The sequence below is a fragment of the Kribbella sp. NPDC051936 genome (assembly GCF_040680955.1).
Classification (GTDB): domain Bacteria; phylum Actinomycetota; class Actinomycetes; order Propionibacteriales; family Kribbellaceae; genus Kribbella.
Window position 1 is genome coordinate 179,960 of record NZ_JBFAXS010000004.1, and the last position, 23,420, is coordinate 203,379.

Genomic DNA, 23,420 nt, shown 5'->3' on the forward strand with positions numbered 1-23,420 from the left:
GGATGCACGGGCTGGGCTCGCTTGCTGGGATGACACGCATTTGACGGCCGACGTGAGCGGCGCCGACCGGCGCGGCTCCGGCCTGCTCTGCGTGGAAGAGGATCGTCGTGCTCGAGGCGTTTCGCACTGCCCGTGAATCGGTTGCCGACGCCGTCCGGATCACTCCGGGATGGCTCGCGCTGTACTCGGTTCTCCAGCTGCTCCTGGCGATCCTGCCGGGCGCACAGGTCGTACTGATCCGGGACCTGATCGAGGCGGACGACCCGTGGGGTCCGTTGCTCGGACTGACCGTCGTGGTCGGGTCGATGTACCCGCTGACGCAGGTGTCGAACGGCGCCGGGCAGCGGATGATGCTGCGATTGCGGCTGGCTCTGCGGGTCGAGCTGACCACAGCGGCGTCCCGGCTGAGCCCGAGCCGGCTGGCCGAGCCCGAGGTGGTGCGGGACCTGGAAGCCAGTCACACGGCGACCCACCCGATGAGCGATGTCGCCGGAAAGCCGGTCCAGGTGCTCAGCGCGGCGGCCACGTCGGTCGTGTTGTGTGTAGCGATCTCGTCGATCAACCTGCTGTCCGGGGTGCTGGTGCTCGCGGCGCTCTTCCCGACGGTCTTCGCGTTCACGCTGATCTCGCGGATGGAGTCGAGGGGCTGGCCGCGGGTGGGTGCGCACGAGCGCAAGGCGGCGTACGCGACCGAGCAACTCATCCAGCAGCGCCCGGGGACCGAGCTGGCCGTGCTCGGCTCCGGCTGGAAGGTGGCCGAACTCGTCGCCGACAGCCGCGCGAAGGCGACCTGGGTCCTCGACCGGATGATCCGTACGGCGATGCTGCTCGAGCTGGCCGCGGCGCTGGCGACGGTCGTGCTGTTCGGCGGAGCGCTGATCGCGCTGGTGATCGGTGGTGCGAGTGGGGGAGCGGCGGCCGCCGCGGTGGCCGGGACGATCACCGGGCTGAACGCGATCCGCCAGTGCGGGTACGCCTTCGGCAGCATTGTCACCGCGGCGCCGCAGGCCGCGATCTACCGGCGGTTCGTCCGGGGTATTCCGGACCGGCGCCGTCGCGCGGTGGTCCGGACGGTCGATTCCGTTGCCTTGGACAACGTCACCTTCGGCTACCCGGGCGCGGTCGAGCCGGCGCTTCGCGACGTCTGCCTCGAGGCGCGCCGGGGCGAACTGGTCGCGCTCGTCGGTGTGAACGGCGCCGGCAAGTCGACGGCGATCAACCTGCTCGTCGGTGCGTTGCGTCCCGACCGTGGCCGGGTGCTGATCGACGGGACGGATGCCGCCGCGCTGTCCGAGGACGATCGGCTGGCGCACTTCGGCCTGCTGGTACAGGAGTTCGGGCGCTTCGAGTTCACCCTGCGGGACGCCGTCGGCCTCGGCGCGCCGCACAGCGTCGGCGATCAGGATGTCCGGGCGGCGCTGTCCGGCACCTTCGCCGCGGAGTGGCCGTTGGATACCCAGCTCGGGCAGCAGTGGGGTGGCACCGGGATCTCCGGCGGCCAATGGCAGCGGCTCGCGCTGGCCCGGATCCGGCTGCGCGCCGCCGGTGTCTGGATCCTCGACGAGCCGACGTCCGCGATCGACGCCGAGGCGGAGCGCGACATCTTCGCCGAACTGCGCCGCACCAGCGCCGACCGGATCACGATCGTGGTGTCGCACCGCGCCTGGACGCTGCGAGAGATGGACCGCATCTACGTCATCGACGCCGGCACGGTCGTGCAGCAAGGCACGTACGACGACCTGATGAACCGCCCAGACGGCCGCTTCGCCCGCCTGTTCGCGGCTCAAGGAGAGGTCGCCGGCACTCGGTGAACCGAAATTGCCGTGGTTTCCGTACGGCTGTACGTATACCGAGCTTTACAGAATGCAAGCGGCTGGTTACCGCTGACGGTCGCTGACACTGCGCAACTGTGCGCAGTGACGAGTTTCGCACAAATCTGACCTGTCATCAGATGACTCCAGCCGACTGATCTGATTAAGTGGGGGGTCGCTCCGGAAGCGACCGCTGGTCATCTGAGGTCTTGGCAAAGTAACGCCTACGTTACGCGCCGCCGCTTTGCGCCTGACAACGTTGACATGCGCAGTTTCGACCAGCCACCATGGCGCTTGTTCCGCCCGCCTAAACGGCCCTCCCGCCGAGGAAGTTGGTTCGACCGTGCGACGTCTGAGTGGGGTAGTGGGGGTGGCACTCGGCTTGGCGCTGGTGCTCGCCTCGTGTGGTGACTCCAAGAGCAGCGGCTCCGGCGGCAGCTCCGGCAGCAAGAGCGAGGTCATCGCGATCGCCGCCGACCCGCCGGAGTACATCAACCCGTTGAACGACAACGGCACCGCGGGGATCGGCGTCTCGATGGCGATCTTCGCGCCGTTGGTGACCACCGATCCGGAGACCGGCAAGCTGCAGAACGTGATGGCCGACTCGGTCACGCCGGACAAGAACAGCCAGACCTGGACGATCAAGCTGAAGCCCGGCAACACCTTCCAGAACGGCCAGCCGCTGACCGCGAAGGACTACGTGGACAGCTGGAACATGACCGCGATGGGCTCGAACGCCTGGAAGAACAACGGGTTCTTCTCCAAGGTCGACGGGTACGACGCGCTCAACCCGCCGACGCCCGACGGTGCGACCCCGAAGCCGACCGCGGTCAAGACGATGAGCGGCCTGAAGCAGATCGACGACCTGACGTTCTCGGTCAAGCTCAAGGTGCCGTTCTCGCAGTTCGGCCTGACGCTGCAGTACCTCGGCCTCGCGCCGCTGCCCGAAGAGGTCCGCAAGAACCCCGATGCCTACAAGCGCAAGCCGATCGGCAACGGCCCGTACAAGCTCGCGGCGGACTGGAACCCCGGTGACGACCTCAAGCTGGCCAAGTGGGACGGCTACAAGGGCGCCCTGGTCCCGCAGGCCGACGAGATCACCTACCGGTTCATCCCGAACGCGGACACCGCGTACAACGAGTTCCTGGCCGGCAACCTCGACTTCGTCGACGTGCCGTCGACCAAGGTGAAGAGCTTCAAGACCGACGCCCCCGACCAGTGGGTGACCAGCGTCAGCTCGGGTGCGAACTACTTGGTGATCCCGGCCTGGGACGCGCGGTTCAAGAACCCGAAGCTGCGGCACGCGATCTCCGAGGCGATCGACCGCAAGGCGTTCGCCGACCTGGTCGGGCTGTCCGAGCCGGCCAAGGGCCTGGTCGCTCCGGACATGGCCGGCTACCGCGACAACGCCTGCAAGTACTGCGATTTCGACGCCGGGAAGGCCAAGCAGCTGCTGCAGGAGGCGGGCGGCTTCTCCGGCCCGCTGAACATCAACTACAGCACTACGTCGGCGACCGGCCAGATCTTCGCCGAGGCGATCGGCAACATGCTCCGGCAGAACCTCGGCCTCGAGGTGAAGTACACCGGTAAGCAGAGCTCGGAGATCACCGAGCTCGCCAACAACCACAAGCTCGACGGTCTGCGGTTCAGCGGCTGGGGTCACGACTACCCGTCGATCGAGGACTACCTGACGCCGATGTTCAAGTCCAACGGCGACGCCAACTTCGCGATGTACACCAACCCGGCGCTGGACGCGGTGCTGGCCAAGGGCGACGCCGAGCCGGACCCGGACAAGGCGATCAAGCTGTACCAGCAGGCCGAGGACATCGCCCTCGAGGACATGCCGCTGATCCCGCTGTACACCAAGTCGAACGCGTACCTGCACTCGGCGAAGATCGAGCCGCGGGTCTCGAAGTACGTCGGCGTCTCGGCGCTCTGGGCCACGTTCAATTGACGTCCTCCCCGCCCGTGATGGTCAGGGATTTCAACTACTACGTGGAGGTAGTGAGTTGAGGTTCACGCTTCGGCGGGACCCGTGTGGGCGTCTCTCGGCGTGCGCTGACGGCCCGTCCGGCCGCGATGTTGACGGCCGCGTTCACGTCGGCATTGGCCTGGTGTCCGCAGGCTGCGCACCGGAAAACCGCTTGGCTCTTGCGGTTCTCCGGTGCGCGGTGCCCGCAGACGCTGCAGGTCTGCGAGGTGTACGCGGGGTTGACTTTCTCGACCCGCCCGGCAGCTTTGTGCTCAAGGCGTCGCACCAGAGCGCTCCAGCCGTTGGTCCGAATGCCGCGGTTGAGTCGCGCCTTGGCGCGGCGCTGATTCGGGAGGTAGTTTCCCGGTCGCGTGGGATCTGGCTTTGGCTTCGGCCGCCTGGTCATTTGGATGAGGCGCAGGTCTTCGACTCGAACGATGTCGAAGCGCCGCGCGAGATCAGTGCTGGTCTTCTCCACCCAGTCCTTACGGCGATCGGCGCCGCGAGCGCACAGCTTGGCAATCGCGGCCAGTGTTCGTTGTCGTCGGCCGGAGCCGCGGCGAGAGCGTGCCAATCGGCGTTGCAGGTCTTCGAGCCGACCCTGCTCGGTCATCGACAGCCCTGGGCACCGCAGCAGTTCGCCAGTGCTCAACGCAGCGGACACCGCGACGCCGCGGTCCACGCCAACAACCTCGCCTGTACCGGGTGGAGGGATCGGGTCGGGGACGACAGCGAAGGCGATGTGCCAGCGACCAGAACGGTCCCGTTTGATGCGGTACGACTTGGCGTCGGGTATGGCGCGGGACAGCCGGAACCTCACCCAGCCAACCTTAGGTATCAGAGCCCGCGCCCACTTCCTGCTCACCTTCATGATCCGCGATGCCTGGGCGCCGACGATCCGGAATCCTTCGTCGAGTCCAGCCTTGCGCCACTTCGGTGGCCGATGGATGCCGGCGTAGAAGCGCTGGGCAGCTTGGCCGAAATCCCGCAGCGCCTGCTGTTGTACGGTCTGCGACCCATCGCGCAGCCAGCCCGACGCGGCTCGAGCTTCGGTCAGCTGCCGACACTGTTCGGCAAAGCCCGGTGTTCGAGGTTTGTCAGGAGTCCACATCGACCATTGCTCGAGCGCCAGATTCCAGACGTAGCGCGCATGAGCACACTGCTTCAGCAACATGTGTTGCTGCGCGGGGGATGGGTAGAGGCGGAACCGGGACATGGCACTCATCGAATCAGCCAGCGCCGACATTTCTTTGTCCCTGAAGGGAGGAAGCCGCGGTTCTTCCGGGCCTTGACCAACGGGCGCCGTTCGCGGCAACACAGATGATTCGTTACGTCCTGCGACGCGCGGTGGCGGCCGTTCCGATCGGTGTGCTGGTGACGCTGGGGGTCTTCGCGCTCGTCTTCGCGATGCCCGGGGACCCCCTGCGGGAACTGGCCGGCGACAAGCCGATCCCGGCCGCGGTGCTGGCCGCCAAGCGGGCGCAGTACCACCTGGACGACCCGTTCATCGTCCAGTACCTGCTGAGCATGAAGGACATCCTCACCGGCCACTTCGGTACGACGTTCGCGGGCGCGGACATCGCCGCCCAGCTCCGGCTGCGGATCCCGGTGACGCTGAAGCTGACGCTGCTGGCGAACGCCGTCCAGTGGACGCTGGGGCTGTTCTTCGGGATCTACGCCGGTTTCAAGCGCAACGGCTGGATCGACCGGTCGCTGCTGCTGACGACGCTCGTGCTGCTCGCCGTGCCAGGGCTGGTGGCGTACTTCGCCGCGCAGTACCTGTTCGGCGTCGAGCTGAAGTGGTTCCCGGTGTCCGGTGTGCTCGAAGGGTTCCCGCGCTCGTACCTGCTGCCCGCGCTGGTGATCGGCGTGCTCGGCTTCGCCGGGCTGGCCCGGTTGCTGCGGACGTCGATCGTGGAGACGGTGAACGCGGACTTCGTGAAGACCGCGCGGGCCAAGGGCCTCGGCGAGCAGCGGGTGCTGTGGCGGCACATCCTGCCGAACGCGCTGCTGCCGGTGGTCACGTTCATCGGGCTCGACCTGGCCGGCATGTTCGGCGGCGCGATCATCACCGAGAGCATCTTCAACCTGCCCGGTCTCGGCCAGTTCATGTTCCAGGCGATCAAGCTGAAGGAGGGCGGTGTCGTGGTGCTGCTGTCCACGCTCGCGTTCATCTCGTTCATCCTGATCAACCTGCTGGTCGACCTCCTGTACGGCGTCCTGGATCCGAGGGTGCGCAATGTCTGATGTGCAAGCAGTGGTCGGCGCCGAAGCCCAGGAGCTCGGCGACGGCCGTACCCTGTCCAACCGCGAGTTGCTGCGGGCGCTGCTGCGCAAGCCGCAGTTCGTCCTGTGCAGCCTGCTGCTGGTGGTGTTCTTCGCGATGGCGGCGGTGCCGAAGCTGTTCACCTCCGTCGATCCCCGGTTCTGTGAGCTCGGGAAGAGTCGCCAGGGCAGCGGCCCCGGGCACCCGTTCGGCTTCGACATCCAGGGCTGCGACTACTTCGCGAACGTCGTCTACGGCGCCCGGCCGTCGGTGCTGGTCAGCATCTGCGCCAGTTTCGGCGTGTTCCTGCTGGCCGGCTCGCTCGGCCTGCTGGCCGGGTACTTCCCGGGCTTCGTGGACGGGCTGATCTCGCGGACCGCCGACGTACTGTTCTCGATCCCGGGCATCGTGGTGCTGATCGTGATCCTGAACTCGGTCGCGGACCGCAGCATCTGGATCATCGTCGGCGTCATCCTGCTGATCGGCTGGCCGGGCGGGATGCGGCTGATGCGGGCCACGGTGTTCTCGGTCCGCAACCGCGAGTACGTGCTCGCGGCCCGCTCGATCGGGGTGCCGCCGGTCCGGATCCTGCGCAAGCACGTGTTCCCGAACGCGATGGCGCCGCTGCTGGCGATGACCACACTCGGCATCGGCGGCATGGTCGGGCTCGAGGCCGCGCTGACGTTCCTCGGGGTCGGGCTGCAACCGCCGTCGATCTCGTGGGGCTCGCAGTTCGGCGTCGCGGCGTCGTACCGCGACACCCCGCACCTGTTCATCTGGCCGGCGTTGTTCATCTCCACGATGACGATCTCGTTCATGATCATCGGCGACTCGATCCGGGACGCCCTCGACCCGAAGTTGATGCGATGACTGTACAGATTCCTCGCCTCCGGCTCGGTGAGTCATCGGGCTGTGACTCCCGGTCTTCCCTCGTCGCTCCGGCCGCTTCGCTCCCTCCGCTCCTCAGTCCAGACCGGGAGGCCCGATGACTGCGACAGGCGAAGTACTGCTCAAGGTCGACAACCTGTCGGTGGAGTTCGACACGCCGCGCGGTCCGGTGCGGGCCGTGGACGGGGTGTCCTGGCAGGTGCGGGCGGGGGAGACGCTGGCGATCCTCGGCGAGTCCGGGTCCGGCAAGAGCGTCTCGACCCAGGCGCTGACCGGGATCCTGGAGATGCCGCCCGGCCGGATCGTGTCCGGGACCGCGGAGTACCGCGGGGTGGACCTGATCTCGATGACCACGGCCGAACGGCGCCGGATCGTCGGAGACCGGATCACGATGGTGTTCCAGGACTCGCTGTCGGCGCTGAACCCGGTGCAGTCGGTCGGGACCCAGATCGCCGAGTGCTACCGGGTGCACCGCGGGATGTCGAAGCGGGACGCGATGAAGCGGGCCGCCGAGATGCTCGACCAGGTGCGGATCCCGGCCGCCGCGAAGCGGGTGCGGGACTACCCGCACGAGTTCTCCGGCGGGATGCGGCAGCGGGTGATGCTGGCGATGGCGCTCGCGCTCGATCCCGACGTCCTGATCGCCGACGAGCCGACCACCGCGCTCGACGTCACCGTGCAGGCGCAGATCCTGGAGCTGATCGCGGAGCTGCAGGCCGAGCGGGACATGGGCGTGGTGCTGATCACCCACGACCTCGGCGTCGTCTCGGACGTCGCCGACAACGTCGTGGTGATGTACGCCGGCCACGTGGTCGAGCGGGCCGCGACGGCGGAGGCGCTCGACCACCCCGTGCACCCGTACACCGAAGGGCTGCTCGGCTCGATGCCGTCGGCCGACCTGAAGGGCCGCGAGCTGCCGACGATCCCGGGGACGCCGCCGTCGCTGCGGGCGATGCCGTCCGGGTGCGCCTTCCGGGCCCGGTGCCCGATCGCGGTCGACGACTGCGCCGCCGAGGTGCCGCCGTTGCTGACCGTGGCGCCGGGGCGGGATGCCGCATGCCTGCGGCGGACCACGATCGCCGCCAAGGAGGCCGTGTGAACGAGTTGCTGGTGGCAACGAATGTCGTGAAGCACTACGACATCAGCCCGGCGCTGAACCTCGGCGCCAAGACCGTCGTCCGTGCCGTCGACGGCGTCGACCTGACGCTGCGCAAGGGCGAGTCACTGGGCATCGTCGGCGAGTCCGGCTGCGGGAAGTCGACGCTCGTGCGGCTGCTCGCCGCGCTCGAGAAGCCGACCGCGGGCCGGATCGAGTACGGCGGAGTGGACGTGAGCAAGCTCCGCGGCCGCGAGCTGCGGCGCTGGCGGCGCAACGTCCAGGTGGTGTTCCAGGACCCGTACTCCAGCCTGAACCCGCGGATGCGGGTCGGCGAGATCGTCGCCGAGCCGTTCGAGGTGCACCCGGACGTCGGTAAGGGCGTCGACCTCCGGGTCCGGGTCCGCGAGCTGCTCGAGCTGGTCGGGCTGCGGCCGGAGGACGCGACGAAGTTCCCGCACCAGTTCTCCGGCGGTCAGCGGCAGCGGATCGGGATCGCGCGGGCCATCGCGCTGAGCCCCGACGTACTGCTGTGCGACGAGCCGGTGTCGGCGCTGGACCTGTCCGTGCAGGCGCAGGTGGTGAACCTGTTGATGCGGCTGCAGCGGGAGCTCGGCCTGAGCATCATCTTCGTCGCCCACGACCTGTCCGTGGTCCGGCACGTCTCCGATCGGGTCGCGGTGATGTACCTCGGCAAGGTCGCGGAGCTGGGCGGTCACCAGCAGGTGTACGACGTGCCCGCGCACCCGTACACGCAGGCACTGCTGTCGGCCGAACCCGGTCTGGCGCGGCAGGGCCGGAAGCGGATCGTGCTGGCCGGTGACCCGCCGTCACCGGTCATGCCGCCGTCCGGCTGCCGGTTCCACACCCGCTGCCTGCGGGCCGAGGCCAAGTGCAGCACCGACGTACCCGAGCTGCGGGAGATCAGATCCGGCCAGACCGTCTCCTGCCACTTCGCGGAGGAAGCGCAGACCGCCTACACCTCAGCAGTCTCGGCCTAACGCTGATGCCAGTGCGGGTCGCGACCAATCGAGTTGATCATTCGACTCGGCATACCCACTAGCACGTCGAGGACCGGGTTCGTCGGGCGCACGCGTGTCGTCGGCAACAACGTGCAATTGGGTTGTCACGGCAGGTGTTCGCGGGATACAAATTGCCCGTCTCTACCGGTGCCGCGGGGGCTGCGCGCGTCCGGGAGCTCGAGGAACGTCGTACGGCGTCATCTACGAGCTACCGGATGTCGGACGGCACGACGCAGGTCGAAATGTCCACGGAACCCGTGCACTACACGGATTCCAAGGGCAAGTGGCAGGACATCGACACGAAGGTCAGCGCCGGCAGCGGCGACGACTCGTTCGAGAATGCGAAGAACAACTTCCGCACCCGGTTCGGCAAGTCGACCGACCGCCTGCTGACCTTCGAGGCTGACGGGTCGTCCATCAGTCTCGGTGCGGCCGGCGAGAAGCGGCAGCTGACGCCGTTGGTGAAGGATTCGTCGGTGGCGTTCCCCGACGTGTTCGGTACGGCGGACGTGCGGTACTACGTGTCTCGCACGGGGGTGAAGGAGACCGTCGTACTGACGGCTCCTGCGGATGCCGCGGACGAGTACACGTTCGAGTTGCACACCAGCGGTCTGACCGCGAAGGCGCAGCCGGACGGGTCGATCGGGTTCTTCAAGAAGAACAGCGGCAAGTCGGAGGACGGGCGCCCGAGGTACGTGATCCCGGCGCCGAACATGTACGACTCCTCGGCGCAGAACCAGCTCGGCCAGCCGGGCTATTCGGACAAGATCACCCAGACGATCAGCCAGCAGGGTGGCAAGACGCTGCTGACGCTGAAGCCGGACCAGTCCTGGCTGGCGGCGAAGGAGCGGGTCTGGCCGATCGTCGTCGACCCGACGATTGTGGTCGTGCCGGATCCGGACGCCGCGCAGGACACCTCGATCTCCGAGCAGAACTCGGGCACGAACTACGGCAGCATCCCGACGATGCTGGCCGGTGACGACTTGAGTCACAACACGTGGCGGGGCCTGCTGAAGTTCGATCTGTCGATGATCCCGACCACCACAACGATCCGCTCGGCCGATCTCAACGTGCATTACGGTGCGGGTTTCGGCGGGGACTACAAGCTGCCGTTCGCGGCGGTGAAGGTCACGCAGGACTGGTCGGAGTCGACGGCGACGTGGGCGTCGATGAACACGGCCTTCGAAGGGACGTACGCGAACAACACAGTGCTGGTCGACGATCAGGACACGTTGTCGGCGTCATATCAGGGCCCGTGGAAGGAGCAGTCGAACGCGAGCGCGATCAACGGCTGGTTCTCGTACGCATTGACCGGGACGACGCCGGACACGTTCACGTGGAATGCGCGGGTTCCGAGTGGCGGGGACTATCAGGTGCAGGGGCACTATTACCCGTCGAGTGTGCGGGGGATCCTACCGACGACGCTGGTTGGTGCGACGGCCGATGGGGTGCCGACCTCGCAGAATGTCACGTGGAATCAGACGGCCGGTACGCCCGGGTCCGGAGGCGACCTGTGGTACACGCTGGGCACGATCCATTCGCGTCCGGGGAACACGACGCAGGTGACGATCACGCGGCAGCAGTCGCCTCAGGCATTGACGATTCCGATCGCGGACGCGATGAAATGGGTCAAGTACTCGACCGCGACGAAGCAGGTGGGGGACCGGGACGGGTGGCATTCGTTCGGGCTGGGCACCTATGTGCAGTCGTGGGTGCGCGACGCCTCGAAGAACTTCGGGGTGATGTTGAAGGCCGCGGACGAGAACGCGGCGACGGCGCCGGCTGGTGGTTTGTATTACAGCGCGAGCGAGGGCACGTACGGCGGGGAGACCGCGGCGCGGCCGAATCTGGTGGTCACCTACGACGAGCCGGGCGTGGCGCTGAACCCGCCGTCGACGGTCAACGCCAACGGGGCGGAGCTGACCTGGGGCAAGTACGACGACCCGACGCCGGCCGATGACGACGACCTGGTCGAGTATCAGATCTTCCGTGGCTGCCGCGCGCTGCCGGTCAAGCCTTGCGCGACGCCGGTGGGTGACTATTTTTCGACGACTGCGCCGACCGCGCTCACGTTGGTCGGGACCGTCCCGCCCGAGGTGAGGTCCTTCACCGACAGCGATGCGACGCCGTCGAGTGCAACCGAGCCGGCGACGTACAACTACTGGATCGTGGCGCGCACGGTCGTCGACGTCAGGAAGGGCGTGAACGGCAGGGCGGCGTCGAACGTGCAGACCGTCACGACGCCACGCGAGGGCCGCATCCTGCGGTCGTTCACCGGCGATCCCACCACTGGCATCCCCGACACCACGCTGGCCGCGGCGACGGACTACCAGAACACCAATCTGTCACGCCCGGACGGCGGCGGTACCGCGAACACGCGGTACTGGGTGCAGGTCGGCAACAACCACCCGACGTACGGCGACGAGCGGGGTGTGTTCGAGTTCGACACGTCGGCGGTCAAGCAGGGCACGAAGGTCACCGACGCCCGGGTGGAGCTGTACTCGAACTACGGTTCCGGCAGCGGCCGTGCGGACTTCGACCTGTACGCGCTGAACAGGGACTTCATCGAGACCGAGGCGACCTGGAACCGGGCGACCTCGACGATCAACTGGACCGCGCCGGGCGGTGACTACGACTCGGCCGCGCTGCTCGGATCGGTGCGTCCCGACAACAACGCACAACGACTGACGTTCGCCTCGACCGGCGCCACGTCGAACCTGGTCACCAAACTGCAGTCCTGGGTCAACAACCCAGGCGACAACCACGGCCTGCTGCTGCGGACCCACGACGAAGCGGCCGGCGCGACTGGACAACAGTTGGTCAGCATCACGAACAGCGAGTCCCCGGACAAGCTGTTCCGTCCCCGGTTGTGGATCGAGCACCTGGCCAAGAACGACGCCGAGACCTATCAGGCTGACCAGATTCCCGAGCGGTTCGACCCGAACACGACTGTCAGCACTCCGGTGACGGTCACCAACACGTCCAACAGCCCGTGGCCAGGCGATCTGCTGGTGTCGTATCGGTGGACTGATCCGCGCAGCCAAGTCGACCTGACGACTGAAGGTGAGCGTCTCAGCGTCCCGCTGCAACAGGCTCTGGCGCCGGGGGAGTCGAAGACGGTGACTTTGCCGATGAAGGCGCCGATCAACGCCGACTCGGGGTCGAAGCGGAAGTCGTACGACCTGCATCTGGATCTGCTGAACCCGGACAAGAAGACCTGGTTCGAGGGTGACAACGCGACGTCCCCGCCGGGCAGGCCGTCGCAGGGGTGTGCGATGGAGACGGCCGGCCTGTTGTGTGTGGACAGGTATGTCGAGGACGCGACGTCGGATCAGTTGGGTCTGGAGAAGTTCTTGTCGTATGCCGGTGAGGAGACCGGCGGCGGTTCGCAGTTGCTGACGAACCTGTACAACGGCAACGTCGTGTGGTCGTACGACGCGTTGTCGAACCCCTCGATCGGTCCGTCCGCCTTTGTCAGGTTGGCGTACAACAGCCAGGACGGCATTTCGACGTCGTCGTCGGCGACGGGCTACGGGTTCTCTGTACAGCCGGCGACGTTGACGAGGCTGGGCGAAGGGCTGGCGATCGACAACGACAACGTCATGTCGTTCGTGGACGGCGATGGGACGACGCACTACTTCAGGGAGGCGACGCGGACTCCGCAGGAGGTCACGTACACGCGTCCGGCGGGTGTCGCGCTTGATCTGACGCAGGATCTGACCCCTGGCGCCGCGAACAAGTGGGTGCTCTCGCGACCCGACGGAACTCGGTTCTTCTTCGATTCCGAGACACGACGGCAGACGTCGGTCGTGGATCGCAACGGGAACACGATGTCGTTCAGCTACGACTCCTTTGGCCGGTTGACGACGGTGTTGGATGCGAGTGGGCGGCAGGTGCTGACGCTGGGATATCTCCCCGGTAGCGACAAGCATGTCGCGTGGATCCGCGATGTGTCCGGGCGCGGGTTGAAGTTCAATTACAACGGATCGCTCCAGTTGATCAAGCTCGAGGATGGTGGCCCGTTCAATGCGGGCGCGTTCGACCCGGATGCGGTGGTGAAGTCGTTCCAGTTCGCTTATACCGACGGCTCGAACAACAGCAACACGAGGCTGATCTCGGTGAAGGATCCGCGCAACTCCGAGACCGGCGTGGAGACCAAGGTCCAGTACTACACGTCGAACGAGACCTCGGCGTATGCCGGACGGCCCAAGAGCTACACCGATCGCCGCGGCAACAACACCACGTTCACCTACGCCGATCCGGACCCGGTGGCGAAAGAGCGTGCGGCCACGGTCACTGACGTCAACGGGTCCGCGCCGTCGGTGACGACGTACCGGATGGATGCGTTCGGTCGTACGACGAGGATCGTGGACGCGAACCAGAACGCCGTCGGCGGTGACAAGGCGACGCTGCTGGCCTGGGACAGCGACCACAACGTGATCCGGTTGCAGGAGCCGAACGGCGCGGTGTCGACGTGGGAGTACGACCCGAAGACCGGCTATCCGCTGGTGGTGAAGGATGCGATGGCGGTCAAGAACGGCCTGCCAGGCGTGGTGCTGACCTACCAGACGCTGACCACCGGCGCGAAACCGACGGTGCTGTTGTCGAAGACGAGCGCCGCCGGGCGGACCAGCACGTTCACGTATGACGCGAACGGCAACGTCAAGACGGTGAAGAACGGTCTCGGTTTCGGGCCGTCGTACGTCTACAACGCGAACGGGACGCTGGCGACGGCGACCGATGCGCGGGGCAACGCGACCCAGTATCCGGCCTACGACTTGAGCGGCTACCCGACCAAGATCACCGATCCGCTGCTGACACCGACCGAGTTCACCTATGACGTCCGCGGCAACGTGACCCGGGTCGCCGAGGACTTGGTCGGCACCGTGTACCAGCGGGAGACGATCGCGGAGTACGACGCGTTCGGCCGGCCGACCAAGATCACCACGCCGTACGACACGACCCAGACGCCCGGGGTGACTCGGACGACGGTGACCGAGTACGACCTGAACGACAACGTGACCAAGGAGACCGCGCCGAACGGTGCGCAGTCGGTGTCGACGTTCGATGCCACGGACAACTTGTTGACCAAGACGTTGCCGGACAACAACTTGACTGGTCGGCAGCTGGCGTACACCTATGACGTGCTCGGGCGGAAGCTCACAGAGACCGCGCCGAAGGGTGTCGCGACCACGGCGGATCCGAACGATTTCGTGACCAAGTACACCTATGACCGGCTTGGGCAGGTGCTGAAGGTCGAGACGCCGTTCATCGACGGTGCCGGGGCGGCGCAGAATCCGACCACGACCTACGAGTACGATCTGGTCGGCAACCAAACCACCGTGATCGATCCGCTGCGCAACGCGTCCGCGGCCGACGACTACACCACGAAGACGGTCTACGACCTGAATCACCGCCCCACCGCCGTGACCGATGCGGCCGGATACACCAGCAAGAAGATGTATGACGCGGATGGCCTGGTGACGGCGGAGGTCAACCAGACCGGTCACACGAAAACGACCAAGTACGACGAGGCCGGTCAGCCGATCGAGGTGTCGGTGCCGCATACGCCGATCGGTGGGCACCAAAAGCAGCGTGTCACGAAGCTGACCTACGACCAGGCCGGCAATGTCACGCGCCAGACCCGGCCGACCGATGTTGACGACCCGACCAGGCCCGAGTTGTACTCCGAGACCGTCTACGACAAGAACAACCGGCCGATCCAGAACAAGTCCGCGTTCGACACGGCCACCGATCTGTACAAGACGCCGTCGAGCACGTTCATCACCTACTACCCAACCGGTGAGGTCAAGGCCCAGTCCGAGCCGACGTTCACCGCGACTGCGCCGCCGGCTGCGCAGTGGACGAACTTCACCTACTACGGCTCCGGCGAGGTCAAGACGTCGACGGATCCGTGGCAGATCACCGCGACGTACAAGTACAACGAGCTCGGCCAGCAGACCGACCGCACGCTCACTGTGCCCGGTGATGACGCGAAGCGGACGCAGGCGTGGGGTTACTTCCGCGATGGTGCCCTGCAGTCCCGCTCCGATACGGCCGCGCAGCAGCCGGTCGACATTGTGGACAACGCCGACACCTGGCAGACCACCTCGACCGGCACCTGGACCACGGCCACAGGTGGCACCAACACCCAAGGCGCGGATTACCGCTACCACGCCGCGGCGACAGGGTCGACCGACATCTTCAGTTGGCGGGTGCTGCCGGATGTGGCGGGCGCGTTCGATGTCTATGCGTCCTGCCCGGTGCGTACCGATGCGACGACAGCTGCGACGTACACGATCAATCATTCCAACGGCGCGGCCACGAAGACGGTCGATCAGAAGGCGTGTACTGCTGCAACCCCGTGGGTGAACCTGGGGAACTATTCGTTCCCGAACGGTGTCGCGAAGACGATCACGTTGAAGCCATCGGCTGATGGTGTGGTGTCTGCGGATGCGATCAAGCTGGTCTCGACCAGCCCTGCCGAGTCCCGTTCGTTCACCTACACCTACGACCTGAACGGCCAGCAGACCGAGGTCAAGGACACCAACCCGAACGCCCCAGCCGACACCTTCAAGATCACCACCGACGGCCTGGGCCGCAGCACGAAGATCCAGGAGCTCAAGTCCGGCCTGAACAAGGCAACGACCGACTACACCTACGACCTCGACTCCAACGTGCTGTCGAGCAATGCCCAGCGCTTCGCGGATGCCGGGACTGGCAGCCCGCAGGTGGGGCGCTACACCGGCTACACCTGGGACGTCCGCAACCTGGTCGCCACGGTCAAGGCCGGAGAGTCCCCGACCGGGACGTTGGATACCTGGTCCTACACCTATGACGGGCGTGGTCTGCGGTCCTCGACCACGAAGCCGAACGGCAACGTGGCGACGTTCACGTATCACGAGGACGGTTTGCAGCGGATCCTGGCCGAGAAGACCAAGACTGGGCAGCTGGTCTCCTCGCACTCGCTGTACTACACCGCCGATGGCGACCGGTCGCTGGACGTGGAAAAGCTGTTGAAAGCCAACTCGTCGGTGTACCTGGATCAGGCGTCGAAGTACACCTACACCCCGGCCCGGCAGCTCGCGGCGGTGACCAAGTCGGGTGTGGAGAAGGGCGATACCGAGGACTACAAGTACGACGCTGCCGGCAACACCATCGAGCAGAAGATCGGCGCCACAACCTCGACGATGACCTACGACCGCAACCGGCTGATCAGGACGGTCACAGGCGGCACGACCCTGAACTACCGTTACGACCCGTTCGGCCGCTCCACCACGACCGATGTCGGCACCCAGGTCGTTGAGCAGAGCGCGTACGACGGCTACGACCGCCTGGTCCGGCAGCAGAAGTTCGACACCGCCGGCAACCCGACCTACACCCGCAACCAGACCTACGACGCCTTCGACCGGGTGACGAACCAGTCCGAGAAGGTCAGCACGGCCGCCTCGATCTCGACTCGTTACACCTTTGTCGGTTTGGCCGATCAGGTAGCAATCGAGGAGGAGAAGGACAGTAACGGCAACTGGAAGACCTCGAAGTCCTACGCCTACGGTGCCGGCGGCGAGAACCTGTCTCTGATCGACTCCCCGGTCAACGGCACCACCTCAAAGAAGTCCTTCTACGGCACCAACCCGCACGGCGACATCGAAACCCTCACCGACGCCACCACCGGCGCCACCACGTCGACGTACCGCTACACCGCCTACGGCCAACCCGACAAGATCGGCACCACCGGCGACGACGAGATCATGGACAACGACCCGGCCGCCAATGCCGACATCGTCAACCCGTACCGGTTCAACTCCAGCCGCTTCGGCGGCGCCACCGGCACCTACGACATGGGGTTCCGCGAATACAACCCTGGCCTGAACCGGTTCCTCACCCGCGACATGTTCAACGGCGCCCTGACCGACCTCGGACTCGGCACCGACCCCTGGAACGCGAACCGCTACATGTTCGGCGGCGGCAACCCAATCAGTCGCATCGAGAACGGCGGCCACATCAACGTGTCGCTGACTTCGGGCGGAGGCCGGCCTCTAGAGCCTGTGGTTCGGATCATCGGCAGCCGCGAGGTGACCGCGGAGGACACGAGCGTCTTCAAGCCGGCGTACGAAGCGACGAAGGCGAAGCTCATTGGCGACAAGGGCGGCCAGGGGCATGAGGAGATTGTTGGTTGCAACAACCTCGAGACTATGAAGGTCGAGAACGGCCACAGAGGGTCCTGCGGCCTGACCGACGTGAAGTTCTCGAACTTGTTCGCTGCCGAGCTGTGCCAGCAGCCAGGCATCCGGTGTGGTCCGTACACCCCGACCGGCACCATGGGCGTCCCGCTGGGCCACGACGGCGGAGGTGCTCGCCTCAGCGGTGGTCCGGAGTCGCCGACTGGCCGCAGTCGGGTCAGCGGGGGCTATTGCAGCTTCAGCGGTGAGACCCTCGTCGAGATGGGCGACGGCTCACGCAAACCAATCTCGCAGGTCAAGGTCGGGGACAAGGTTCTCGCCACCAACCCGGAGACCGGTGAACGAGGACCGCGGACAGTCACCCGTCTGTGGATCCACACCGACACTCTGCTCGTCCTGGAAACCGACAGCGGCCCTCTGACCACGACGGAGGATCACCCGTTCTGGAACGCGACGGACGGCGAGTTCCAGCGCGCCGACCAACTCGACCAAGGCGACGAACTCCTCACGCCTGGCGGAAAGTTGGTCCGCGTCGTCGGAATCCGGCCAGGCTCGCAGCGAGTCGCGACCGCGTATAACCTGACCGTCGACGGCATCCACACGTACTATGTGCTGGCGGGCAACACACCGGTCCTGGTCCACAACACTGCAGGGTGTTCGGGTGACAGGTGGACAAGCGGTCGGAACCTCGATCATCACTACGACGTCCACGGCGAGCAGATGGGCTTCGCAACGAAATCCGAGTATGACTACGCTGCGCGTGACCTGATGTGCACCTGCGAGGGGCGACGTCCCGGTGTGCAGATAAAACAAGATGGAACAACTCGGTACTATTTCGATCCAAAGACCAGCGAGTTCGGCGTTACCGTCGATAGAGGGATCGTCACCTACTTTAACGCTGACAAAGCGTACTTTAATGGACAACCTGGAACCTTGGTGCCATAGTGATTATGCGTTACCCGTGCCCGTGCTGCGGTCATCTCGTGCATGACGATCCGCCTGGCTCCTATCATGTCTGCCCGGTATGTCTCTGGGAGGACGACCAGGTGCAACTCCGGTGGCCGCTGTACCCAGGTGGTGCTAACGAGTTGTCCCTCGTGGATGCCCAGCAGACATACAGGGCGATCGGAGTCAGCGAATTTCGCCTGTCGGAGAGTGCTCGGCCGCCTAGGGTAAACGAACCGATCGACGAGAAATTTCGCCCGATCGATCTGAGCTTTGATAGCTTTGAGGAGACATTGGTGCAGCAGGCACCTTGGCCTGGGGATCGCTCCGTCCTCTACTGGTGGCGGCCAACGTTTTGGAGGCAGGATAGGGGTCGGTCGCGAAAATAGCGTCTGATCGGAGTGTCGCAATTTCGTAGTAGCGAGATAGCGTCCCAGGCTCGGGTGACCCCGGGGGAGAGGTTCCCCGGGATACTCGAGCCTGACTCGCACCTGCGTTGACTGTGCGCTACGAAACCGCGTGTCAGCCTGAGGGCGGTGGGCGAGACTGAGGTCTTCTCACCGGGTGGGTTTTGAAGATTGAGGAGGACGAGTCCGGCGGTCGTGATGGCAACTCATCGAACTGGTCGAGGAGATGTCATCGCTGGGCTCCACCATCACCAAGCCGAACGGGAACCTGGCGACGTTCACGTATCACGAGGATGGCCTGCCGAGGATCCAGACTGAGACGACCAGCGGCGGAAAGCTGGTCTCGTCGCATTCGCTGCGCTTCAACCCTGATGGTGATCGTTCGCAGGATGCCGAGAAGCTCCTGAAGGCGCAGAGCCCTGAGTATCTGGACCAGGCGTCGAACTACCTCTACACGGCCGCCCAGCAGCTCGAGGCGGTCGTCAAGACTGGCGTCGAGAAGGGCGACGACGAGGCCTGCGAGTACGACGCGGCCGGCAACACTGTCAAGCAGACGATCGGTGCGATGACGTCGACGATGACCTACGACCGTAACCGGCTCATCAAGTCGGTCACGGCTGGCGTGACGCTGAATCAGCGGTATGACGCGTTCGGGCGTGCGACGACGTCGGATGTTGGTTCGCAGGTGGTGGAGCAGAACGCCTACGACGGTTACGACTGGCTGGTGCGGCAGCAGAAGTTCGACACGACCGGTACGCCGACGTTCACGAGAAACCAGACCTACGACGCCTTCGACCGGGTCACGAACCAGTCGAGAAGGTCGGGACCGCCGCGTCGGTCTCGACCAGGTGCACGTTCGTGGGGCTGGCCGATCAGGTGACGGCCGAGGAGGAGAAGGACACCGCAGGTACCTGGAAGGTCTCCAAGTCCTACGCCTACGGCGCGTCCGGGGAGAACCTGTCCCTGGTCGACTCCCCGGTCAACGGCACCACCTCGAAGAAGTCGTTCTACGGCACGAACCCGCACGGTGACGTCGAGACTTTGACCGACGCGTCGACTGGCGCGACCACGTCGACGTACCGCTACACCGCCTACGGCCAGCCAGACAAGGTCGGCACCACCGGCGACGACGAGATCAAGGACAACGACCCGGCCGCCAACGCCGACATCGTCAACCCGTACCGGTTCAACTCAAGTCGTTTCGACGGCGCTACCGGCACGTACGACATGGGCTTCCGCGAGTACAACCCCGGCCTGAACCGGTTCCTGACCCGCGACATGTTCAACGGCGCCCTGACCGACCTCGGTCTGGGTACGGATCCGTGGAACGCGAACCGGTATATGTTCGGCGGCGGCAACCCCATCAGCCGCATCGAGTATGGCGGCCACATCAACGACTCGCTGACTTCGGGCGGCGCCGGGACCGAAGCCGCCACAACGACGACGAACAGTTGTCCCCCACCTCTACTCAGGTGTGGCGATGGGCCGTCGCAAGACTTCCTGCCCATTCCGCCGAAGACGATCACGATCCCGCCAGGTCGAACTCCAATCCTGTACCCGCCCAAGGTGCCTTCGGTGAAGCCTGTGATCCGTGGTCTCGGAGCCGCGAGTGGATGGCTGAGCGTGGTTAGCCTTATCCTGATGACCTCGGGTGATTCCATTCAAAAATCAAATTCTTGAGGTCGATAAGGAAAAACAGCGCGATAGGTGCATGAATGCGCCGGGCGGCTATAATGAGATCTTCTATCATGCGCTGGACAAGAATGGTCGTGCGACCGGAGCCGAAGCTTGCCTGCGAGGCGGGCCAGTGGCAGAGGAATACCTCGACAACGGTACGCGAGTAGCGCCGCCTGGGTACGACAGCGACAAGGGTATGCATAAGAGTCATCTCATCGCGAGAAGGTTTGGCGGCAGCAACGAGGCGCGCGAGAATATGGTGGCGTTGTATAGCCGAGCAAATCTATCCGGAATGAAGAAGTTCGAGAATGCCGTAGCGCAGGGAAGTGAACGCAGGCCATTCCGTCTACTACCTAGTTCGGCCGGAGTATAGCGCCTACAGTCCCGATCCGAGGCTGCCGATTGGTGTTGCGATGTATTACTGGAGCAGTTCTGGAATGCATGACGAAAAGTTCATAGAAAACCCGGAACCCTAGCAGGGAGTGCAATGAATTTAGGGTCATTCTTTGCGGTGTATCGGCCTTGGCTCCGTGACCTTGTGCCGGGCTTGGATGCCGCTCTGCGGGGTCCCGCGACGGACATTGAATTCAGTCGATATGAAGAGGTTGTCGGTGTCGCATTGCCTGATGAATTGCGGAGATTGTGGCTGATTCATAATGGCGAAGCGGGCCGGGAAGCATCCGGTGGAGTAATTGGCGGACTGATCTTCCTTGGAGTCAATGAATCCTTGCGAGAATGGCGTGAGTGGGCATCAATGCGCGAGGAGACCTCGCCCGCAGACATGGAGGATTTGCGCGCCTTCTCCGAGTCGGTTCCATCGGATGCTGTTCAGTTGGAGTATACGACTTCCGGATGGCTGCCCATGCTGAAGGAGAGTATGGAGGGCAATTACCTGGGTGTGGACCTTGCTCCAGGTACAGGTGGTCGACCCGGTCAGGTCATCAACTTCGGGCGTGACGAAGACCGTAAGACGGTGGTCGCCCTGTCGATGTCAGACTTGCTCGGCTTTATCGCGTCAGAAGTTCAGCGGGGAGAGTTCATCCTCTCCTCTGTCCAGCCGAGCGGAGATCCGGTACTGGTCCATCGGCGCGGGCGACTTATCTCCGTGCTTCGCAAACTCGCCGAAACGCGGGGGCCACTGGCATTTTAAAGTTGATCCACGCAGATCACTGCGACCGCGACCCTACCCAAAACACCAGCCCTCACCGACATGCCGGAACCCGATGAAGGATCGAGGCTGATACGGAGATGTCGACTCGGCGAGTCGACCCGTCGGTCAGTGATGCTGAATGTAGCGTGCCGAGCTCGGATCGGTGCGTTGGTTGTTCCAGGTGGCTAGTGCCGCGCGTCGTTAGTTGATTTACGGTTAGTGGTTGGGATGATGAGGTATGGCGAATCGTCCTGCTGCTGCGTTGGTGTTGCGTGAGGGTGACGAGGAAGGCTTGGTCGCGTTGACGCGGGCGTCGAGTGTGCGGGCCGGTCTGGCGCCCTGAGTTGGGTCAATCGGGTTAGTGCCTTGGGATCGGGCGGTCCAGTGCGTTGAGGATGGCCTGTTGGTCGGGACTGAGTGCGGGCGGGATCGTGGTGATCATGCCGTTGATCTCGACAGTGGCTGAGCGAAGTGGCTTGAGGGTGCGCAGGAACCGTCGCAGCGATAGGCCGGTTCGGTTCTGCACGGTGCGGGACACTGCCAGCGCGGTGAACACGATGGTCAGGTGTGCCTCGATCGCGTCCCGGGTGCGGGCGAACATCGGCCGGGCACGGAGGTCGGTCTTGGACATCCGGAACGACTGCTCGACGTGCCACAGGTTGTGATAGCTCGCGATCACCTCGCCCGCGGGCATGATGCCGGCCTCGATGTTGGTGACGTAGCCCTTCAACCCGGCCAGCCGGCGTGCCCGCGCGAGTGATGCCTCGTCGAGCTCGGCGGCGCCATTGCGGGTCTTGACGAACCGAGGCGTCCTCGCGGTCTTCTCGCCCTCTACGACGGCTCGGGCCTTGTTCTCCTGCAGGGTCAGGGTTTTGTTGTCGCGCACCGCCCGTTTGGTGGAGTACGCCCACACCGCCCGCCACGACCCCGGATGCTGGTCAGGGGCCCAGACCGGTTCGGCCTTCACCTTGGGGTCACTGGCGTTGCTCGCCGTTCCGCGCTGGTCCTTCGGGGTGATGGTGTCGATCACCTGCCCCTCGACGAACGCGTCGCCGTGCCACCGGAAGTGGGACTCCAGGTCCTTGGGTGCCTTCGTGACTCGGGAGCCGACGATGAACCGCAGGCCTGCCTCATCGAGTTCGGTGAGGTTGCCCGCTGACAACATCCCGGCGTCTGCCACGACGACCATGTCGGCCAGGCCGTGGCGTTCCTGGAAGGTCTTGATGATCGGGACGATCGTGAGCGTTTCTGCCTTGTTGCCCTCGAAGCAGCCGATCTCGAGTGGAAACCCGTGCCGGTCGACCAGCAGCCCAACAACCACTTGCGGGTCGACGCGGCGTTCCTTGGAGTAGCCGACCTTGCGAAGGTCGTCTTCCTTCTCCGCCTCGAAGTAGAGCGTGGTGACGTCGTAGAGCACCAACGACACATCACCGGCGGCCAGGACGTGGTTGAAGCAAGCGGTCGCGATCTGGTCGCGGTAGGCGCCCGCGCGGCAGCGCCGCAGGGTCCGTTTGCGGGTCGACAGGCTCACCGATACCCGGCCCATCTCGGCCAGCACACGGTCGATGTCGAGCAGACTGGTCGGCTCCACGATCCGCGCGATCACCAGATCGCGAAAGACCTCGTCAGCCACGATGTCGAAGCCAAGACTGGCATACACCCCAGCCAGAGCGTCGTACAACAGCCCGCAGGAGGTCTTGAGCACCCGCGACGCGGCACCACCTGCCGCGATGCCAGCCCCCTCGCAGCGCCCGGGAACAGTGCCGCCGCCGCGGGCGGCGGGACCATCACAGCCTTCAGGGCGCCGGCGCGATCCCGAGATCCAGCATCCCCTGACGATCATCAGCCAGCAGGCGATGAGCCTCTTCCACGAGCAAGCCCAACTCGACCTCATCACGAGCTGAGCCGACGTGCCGCACGATCCGACGCCGACCACCGACCGACTCCGCGATCTGAACCGCCGTGGCCCCCGAGGCCGTACGAACCCGCCGAACCCAGGCCAT

The 23,420-nt window shown here is 65.1% G+C and carries 13 protein-coding genes and 1 pseudogene; 12 read left to right on the top strand and 2 right to left on the bottom strand.

Annotation, left to right across the window (positions count from 1 at the left end):
- Positions 1–107: 107 nt before the first annotated feature.
- Complete coding sequence (locus AB0L64_RS14880; protein ID WP_363710673.1) at positions 108–1,811, top strand: ABC transporter ATP-binding protein; 1,704 nt, start codon at positions 108–110, stop codon at positions 1,809–1,811.
- Positions 1,812–2,181: 370 nt separating this feature from the next.
- Positions 2,182–3,765 (top strand): ABC transporter substrate-binding protein, encoded by a 1,584-nt coding sequence (locus AB0L64_RS14885; RefSeq protein ID WP_363710674.1) that lies wholly within the window; start codon positions 2,182–2,184, stop codon positions 3,763–3,765.
- 37 nt (positions 3,766–3,802) lie between these two features.
- Here AB0L64_RS14885 and AB0L64_RS14890 read toward each other — a convergent pair whose 3' ends face one another.
- Positions 3,803–5,029 (bottom strand): transposase, encoded by a 1,227-nt coding sequence (locus tag AB0L64_RS14890; protein WP_363710675.1) that lies wholly within the window; start codon positions 5,027–5,029, stop codon positions 3,803–3,805.
- A gap of 74 nt (positions 5,030–5,103) precedes the next feature.
- On the opposite strand from AB0L64_RS14890, the gene AB0L64_RS14895 reads away from it, so the two are divergent.
- The 10 genes from AB0L64_RS14895 (at position 5,104) to AB0L64_RS14940 (ending at position 21,417) form a co-directional block, all read left to right on the top strand.
- Positions 5,104–6,030 carry an ABC transporter permease gene (locus AB0L64_RS14895; protein WP_363710676.1) on the top strand — a complete coding sequence of 309 codons (927 nt, stop codon included), beginning with the start codon at positions 5,104–5,106 and terminating at the stop codon, positions 6,028–6,030.
- Positions 6,023–6,919, top strand: a complete 897-nt coding sequence (locus AB0L64_RS14900; RefSeq protein ID WP_363710677.1) for an ABC transporter permease — start codon at positions 6,023–6,025, stop codon at positions 6,917–6,919. Before AB0L64_RS14895 ends, AB0L64_RS14900 begins: the two co-directional genes overlap by 8 nt.
- A 115-nt stretch (positions 6,920–7,034) precedes the next feature.
- The gene (locus AB0L64_RS14905; RefSeq protein WP_363710678.1) at positions 7,035–8,036 is read left to right on the top strand and encodes an ABC transporter ATP-binding protein; all 1,002 of its coding nucleotides are present in this window, start codon (positions 7,035–7,037) and stop codon (positions 8,034–8,036) included.
- Entirely contained in the window at positions 8,033–9,034 is a 1,002-nt protein-coding gene (locus AB0L64_RS14910; RefSeq protein WP_363710679.1) for a dipeptide ABC transporter ATP-binding protein, read from the top strand. The genes AB0L64_RS14905 and AB0L64_RS14910 overlap by 4 nt, the downstream gene beginning before the upstream one ends.
- Positions 9,035–9,297: 263 nt before the next feature.
- A complete protein-coding gene (locus tag AB0L64_RS14915) occupies positions 9,298–18,183 on the top strand; it encodes a DNRLRE domain-containing protein (protein ID WP_363710680.1) in 8,886 nt (2,961 codons plus the stop codon).
- 5 nt (positions 18,184–18,188) lie between these two features.
- Complete coding sequence (locus AB0L64_RS14920; protein WP_363711135.1) at positions 18,189–18,572, top strand: CPCC family cysteine-rich protein; 384 nt, start codon at positions 18,189–18,191, stop codon at positions 18,570–18,572.
- Positions 18,573–18,816: 244 nt separating this feature from the next.
- Positions 18,817–19,470 carry a hypothetical protein gene (locus tag AB0L64_RS14925; protein WP_363710681.1) on the top strand — a complete coding sequence of 218 codons (654 nt, stop codon included), beginning with the start codon at positions 18,817–18,819 and terminating at the stop codon, positions 19,468–19,470.
- Entirely contained in the window at positions 19,449–20,270 is an 822-nt protein-coding gene (locus tag AB0L64_RS14930) for an RHS repeat-associated core domain-containing protein (RefSeq protein WP_363710682.1), read from the top strand. The genes AB0L64_RS14925 and AB0L64_RS14930 overlap by 22 nt, the downstream gene beginning before the upstream one ends.
- Complete coding sequence (locus AB0L64_RS14935; protein ID WP_363710683.1) at positions 20,242–20,640, top strand: DNA/RNA non-specific endonuclease; 399 nt, start codon at positions 20,242–20,244, stop codon at positions 20,638–20,640. The genes AB0L64_RS14930 and AB0L64_RS14935 overlap by 29 nt, the downstream gene beginning before the upstream one ends.
- A gap of 174 nt (positions 20,641–20,814) precedes the next feature.
- The gene (locus tag AB0L64_RS14940; RefSeq protein WP_363710684.1) at positions 20,815–21,417 is read left to right on the top strand and encodes an SMI1/KNR4 family protein; all 603 of its coding nucleotides are present in this window, start codon (positions 20,815–20,817) and stop codon (positions 21,415–21,417) included.
- A 358-nt stretch (positions 21,418–21,775) separates the two neighbouring features.
- Here the strand turns inward: AB0L64_RS14940 and AB0L64_RS14945 are convergent.
- A pseudogene (locus AB0L64_RS14945) lies at positions 21,776–23,420 on the bottom strand (IS1634 family transposase).

Bases quoted from the DNA above. Each gene is read 5' to 3' on its own strand.
- AB0L64_RS14900 (WP_363710677.1), top strand. From the start codon at position 6,023: ATGTCTGATGTGCAAGCAGTGGTCGGCGCCGAAGCCCAGGAGCTCGGC.
- AB0L64_RS14905 (WP_363710678.1), top strand. From the start codon at position 7,035: ATGACTGCGACAGGCGAAGTACTGCTCAAGGTCGACAACCTGTCGGTG.
- AB0L64_RS14920 (WP_363711135.1), top strand. From the start codon at position 18,189: ATGCGTTACCCGTGCCCGTGCTGCGGTCATCTCGTGCATGACGATCCG.
- AB0L64_RS14895 (WP_363710676.1), top strand. From the start codon at position 5,104: ATGATTCGTTACGTCCTGCGACGCGCGGTGGCGGCCGTTCCGATCGGT.
- AB0L64_RS14915 (WP_363710680.1), top strand. From the start codon at position 9,298: ATGTCCACGGAACCCGTGCACTACACGGATTCCAAGGGCAAGTGGCAG.
- AB0L64_RS14925 (WP_363710681.1), top strand. From the start codon at position 18,817: ATGTCATCGCTGGGCTCCACCATCACCAAGCCGAACGGGAACCTGGCG.
- AB0L64_RS14890 (WP_363710675.1), bottom strand. From the start codon at position 5,029: ATGTCGGCGCTGGCTGATTCGATGAGTGCCATGTCCCGGTTCCGCCTC.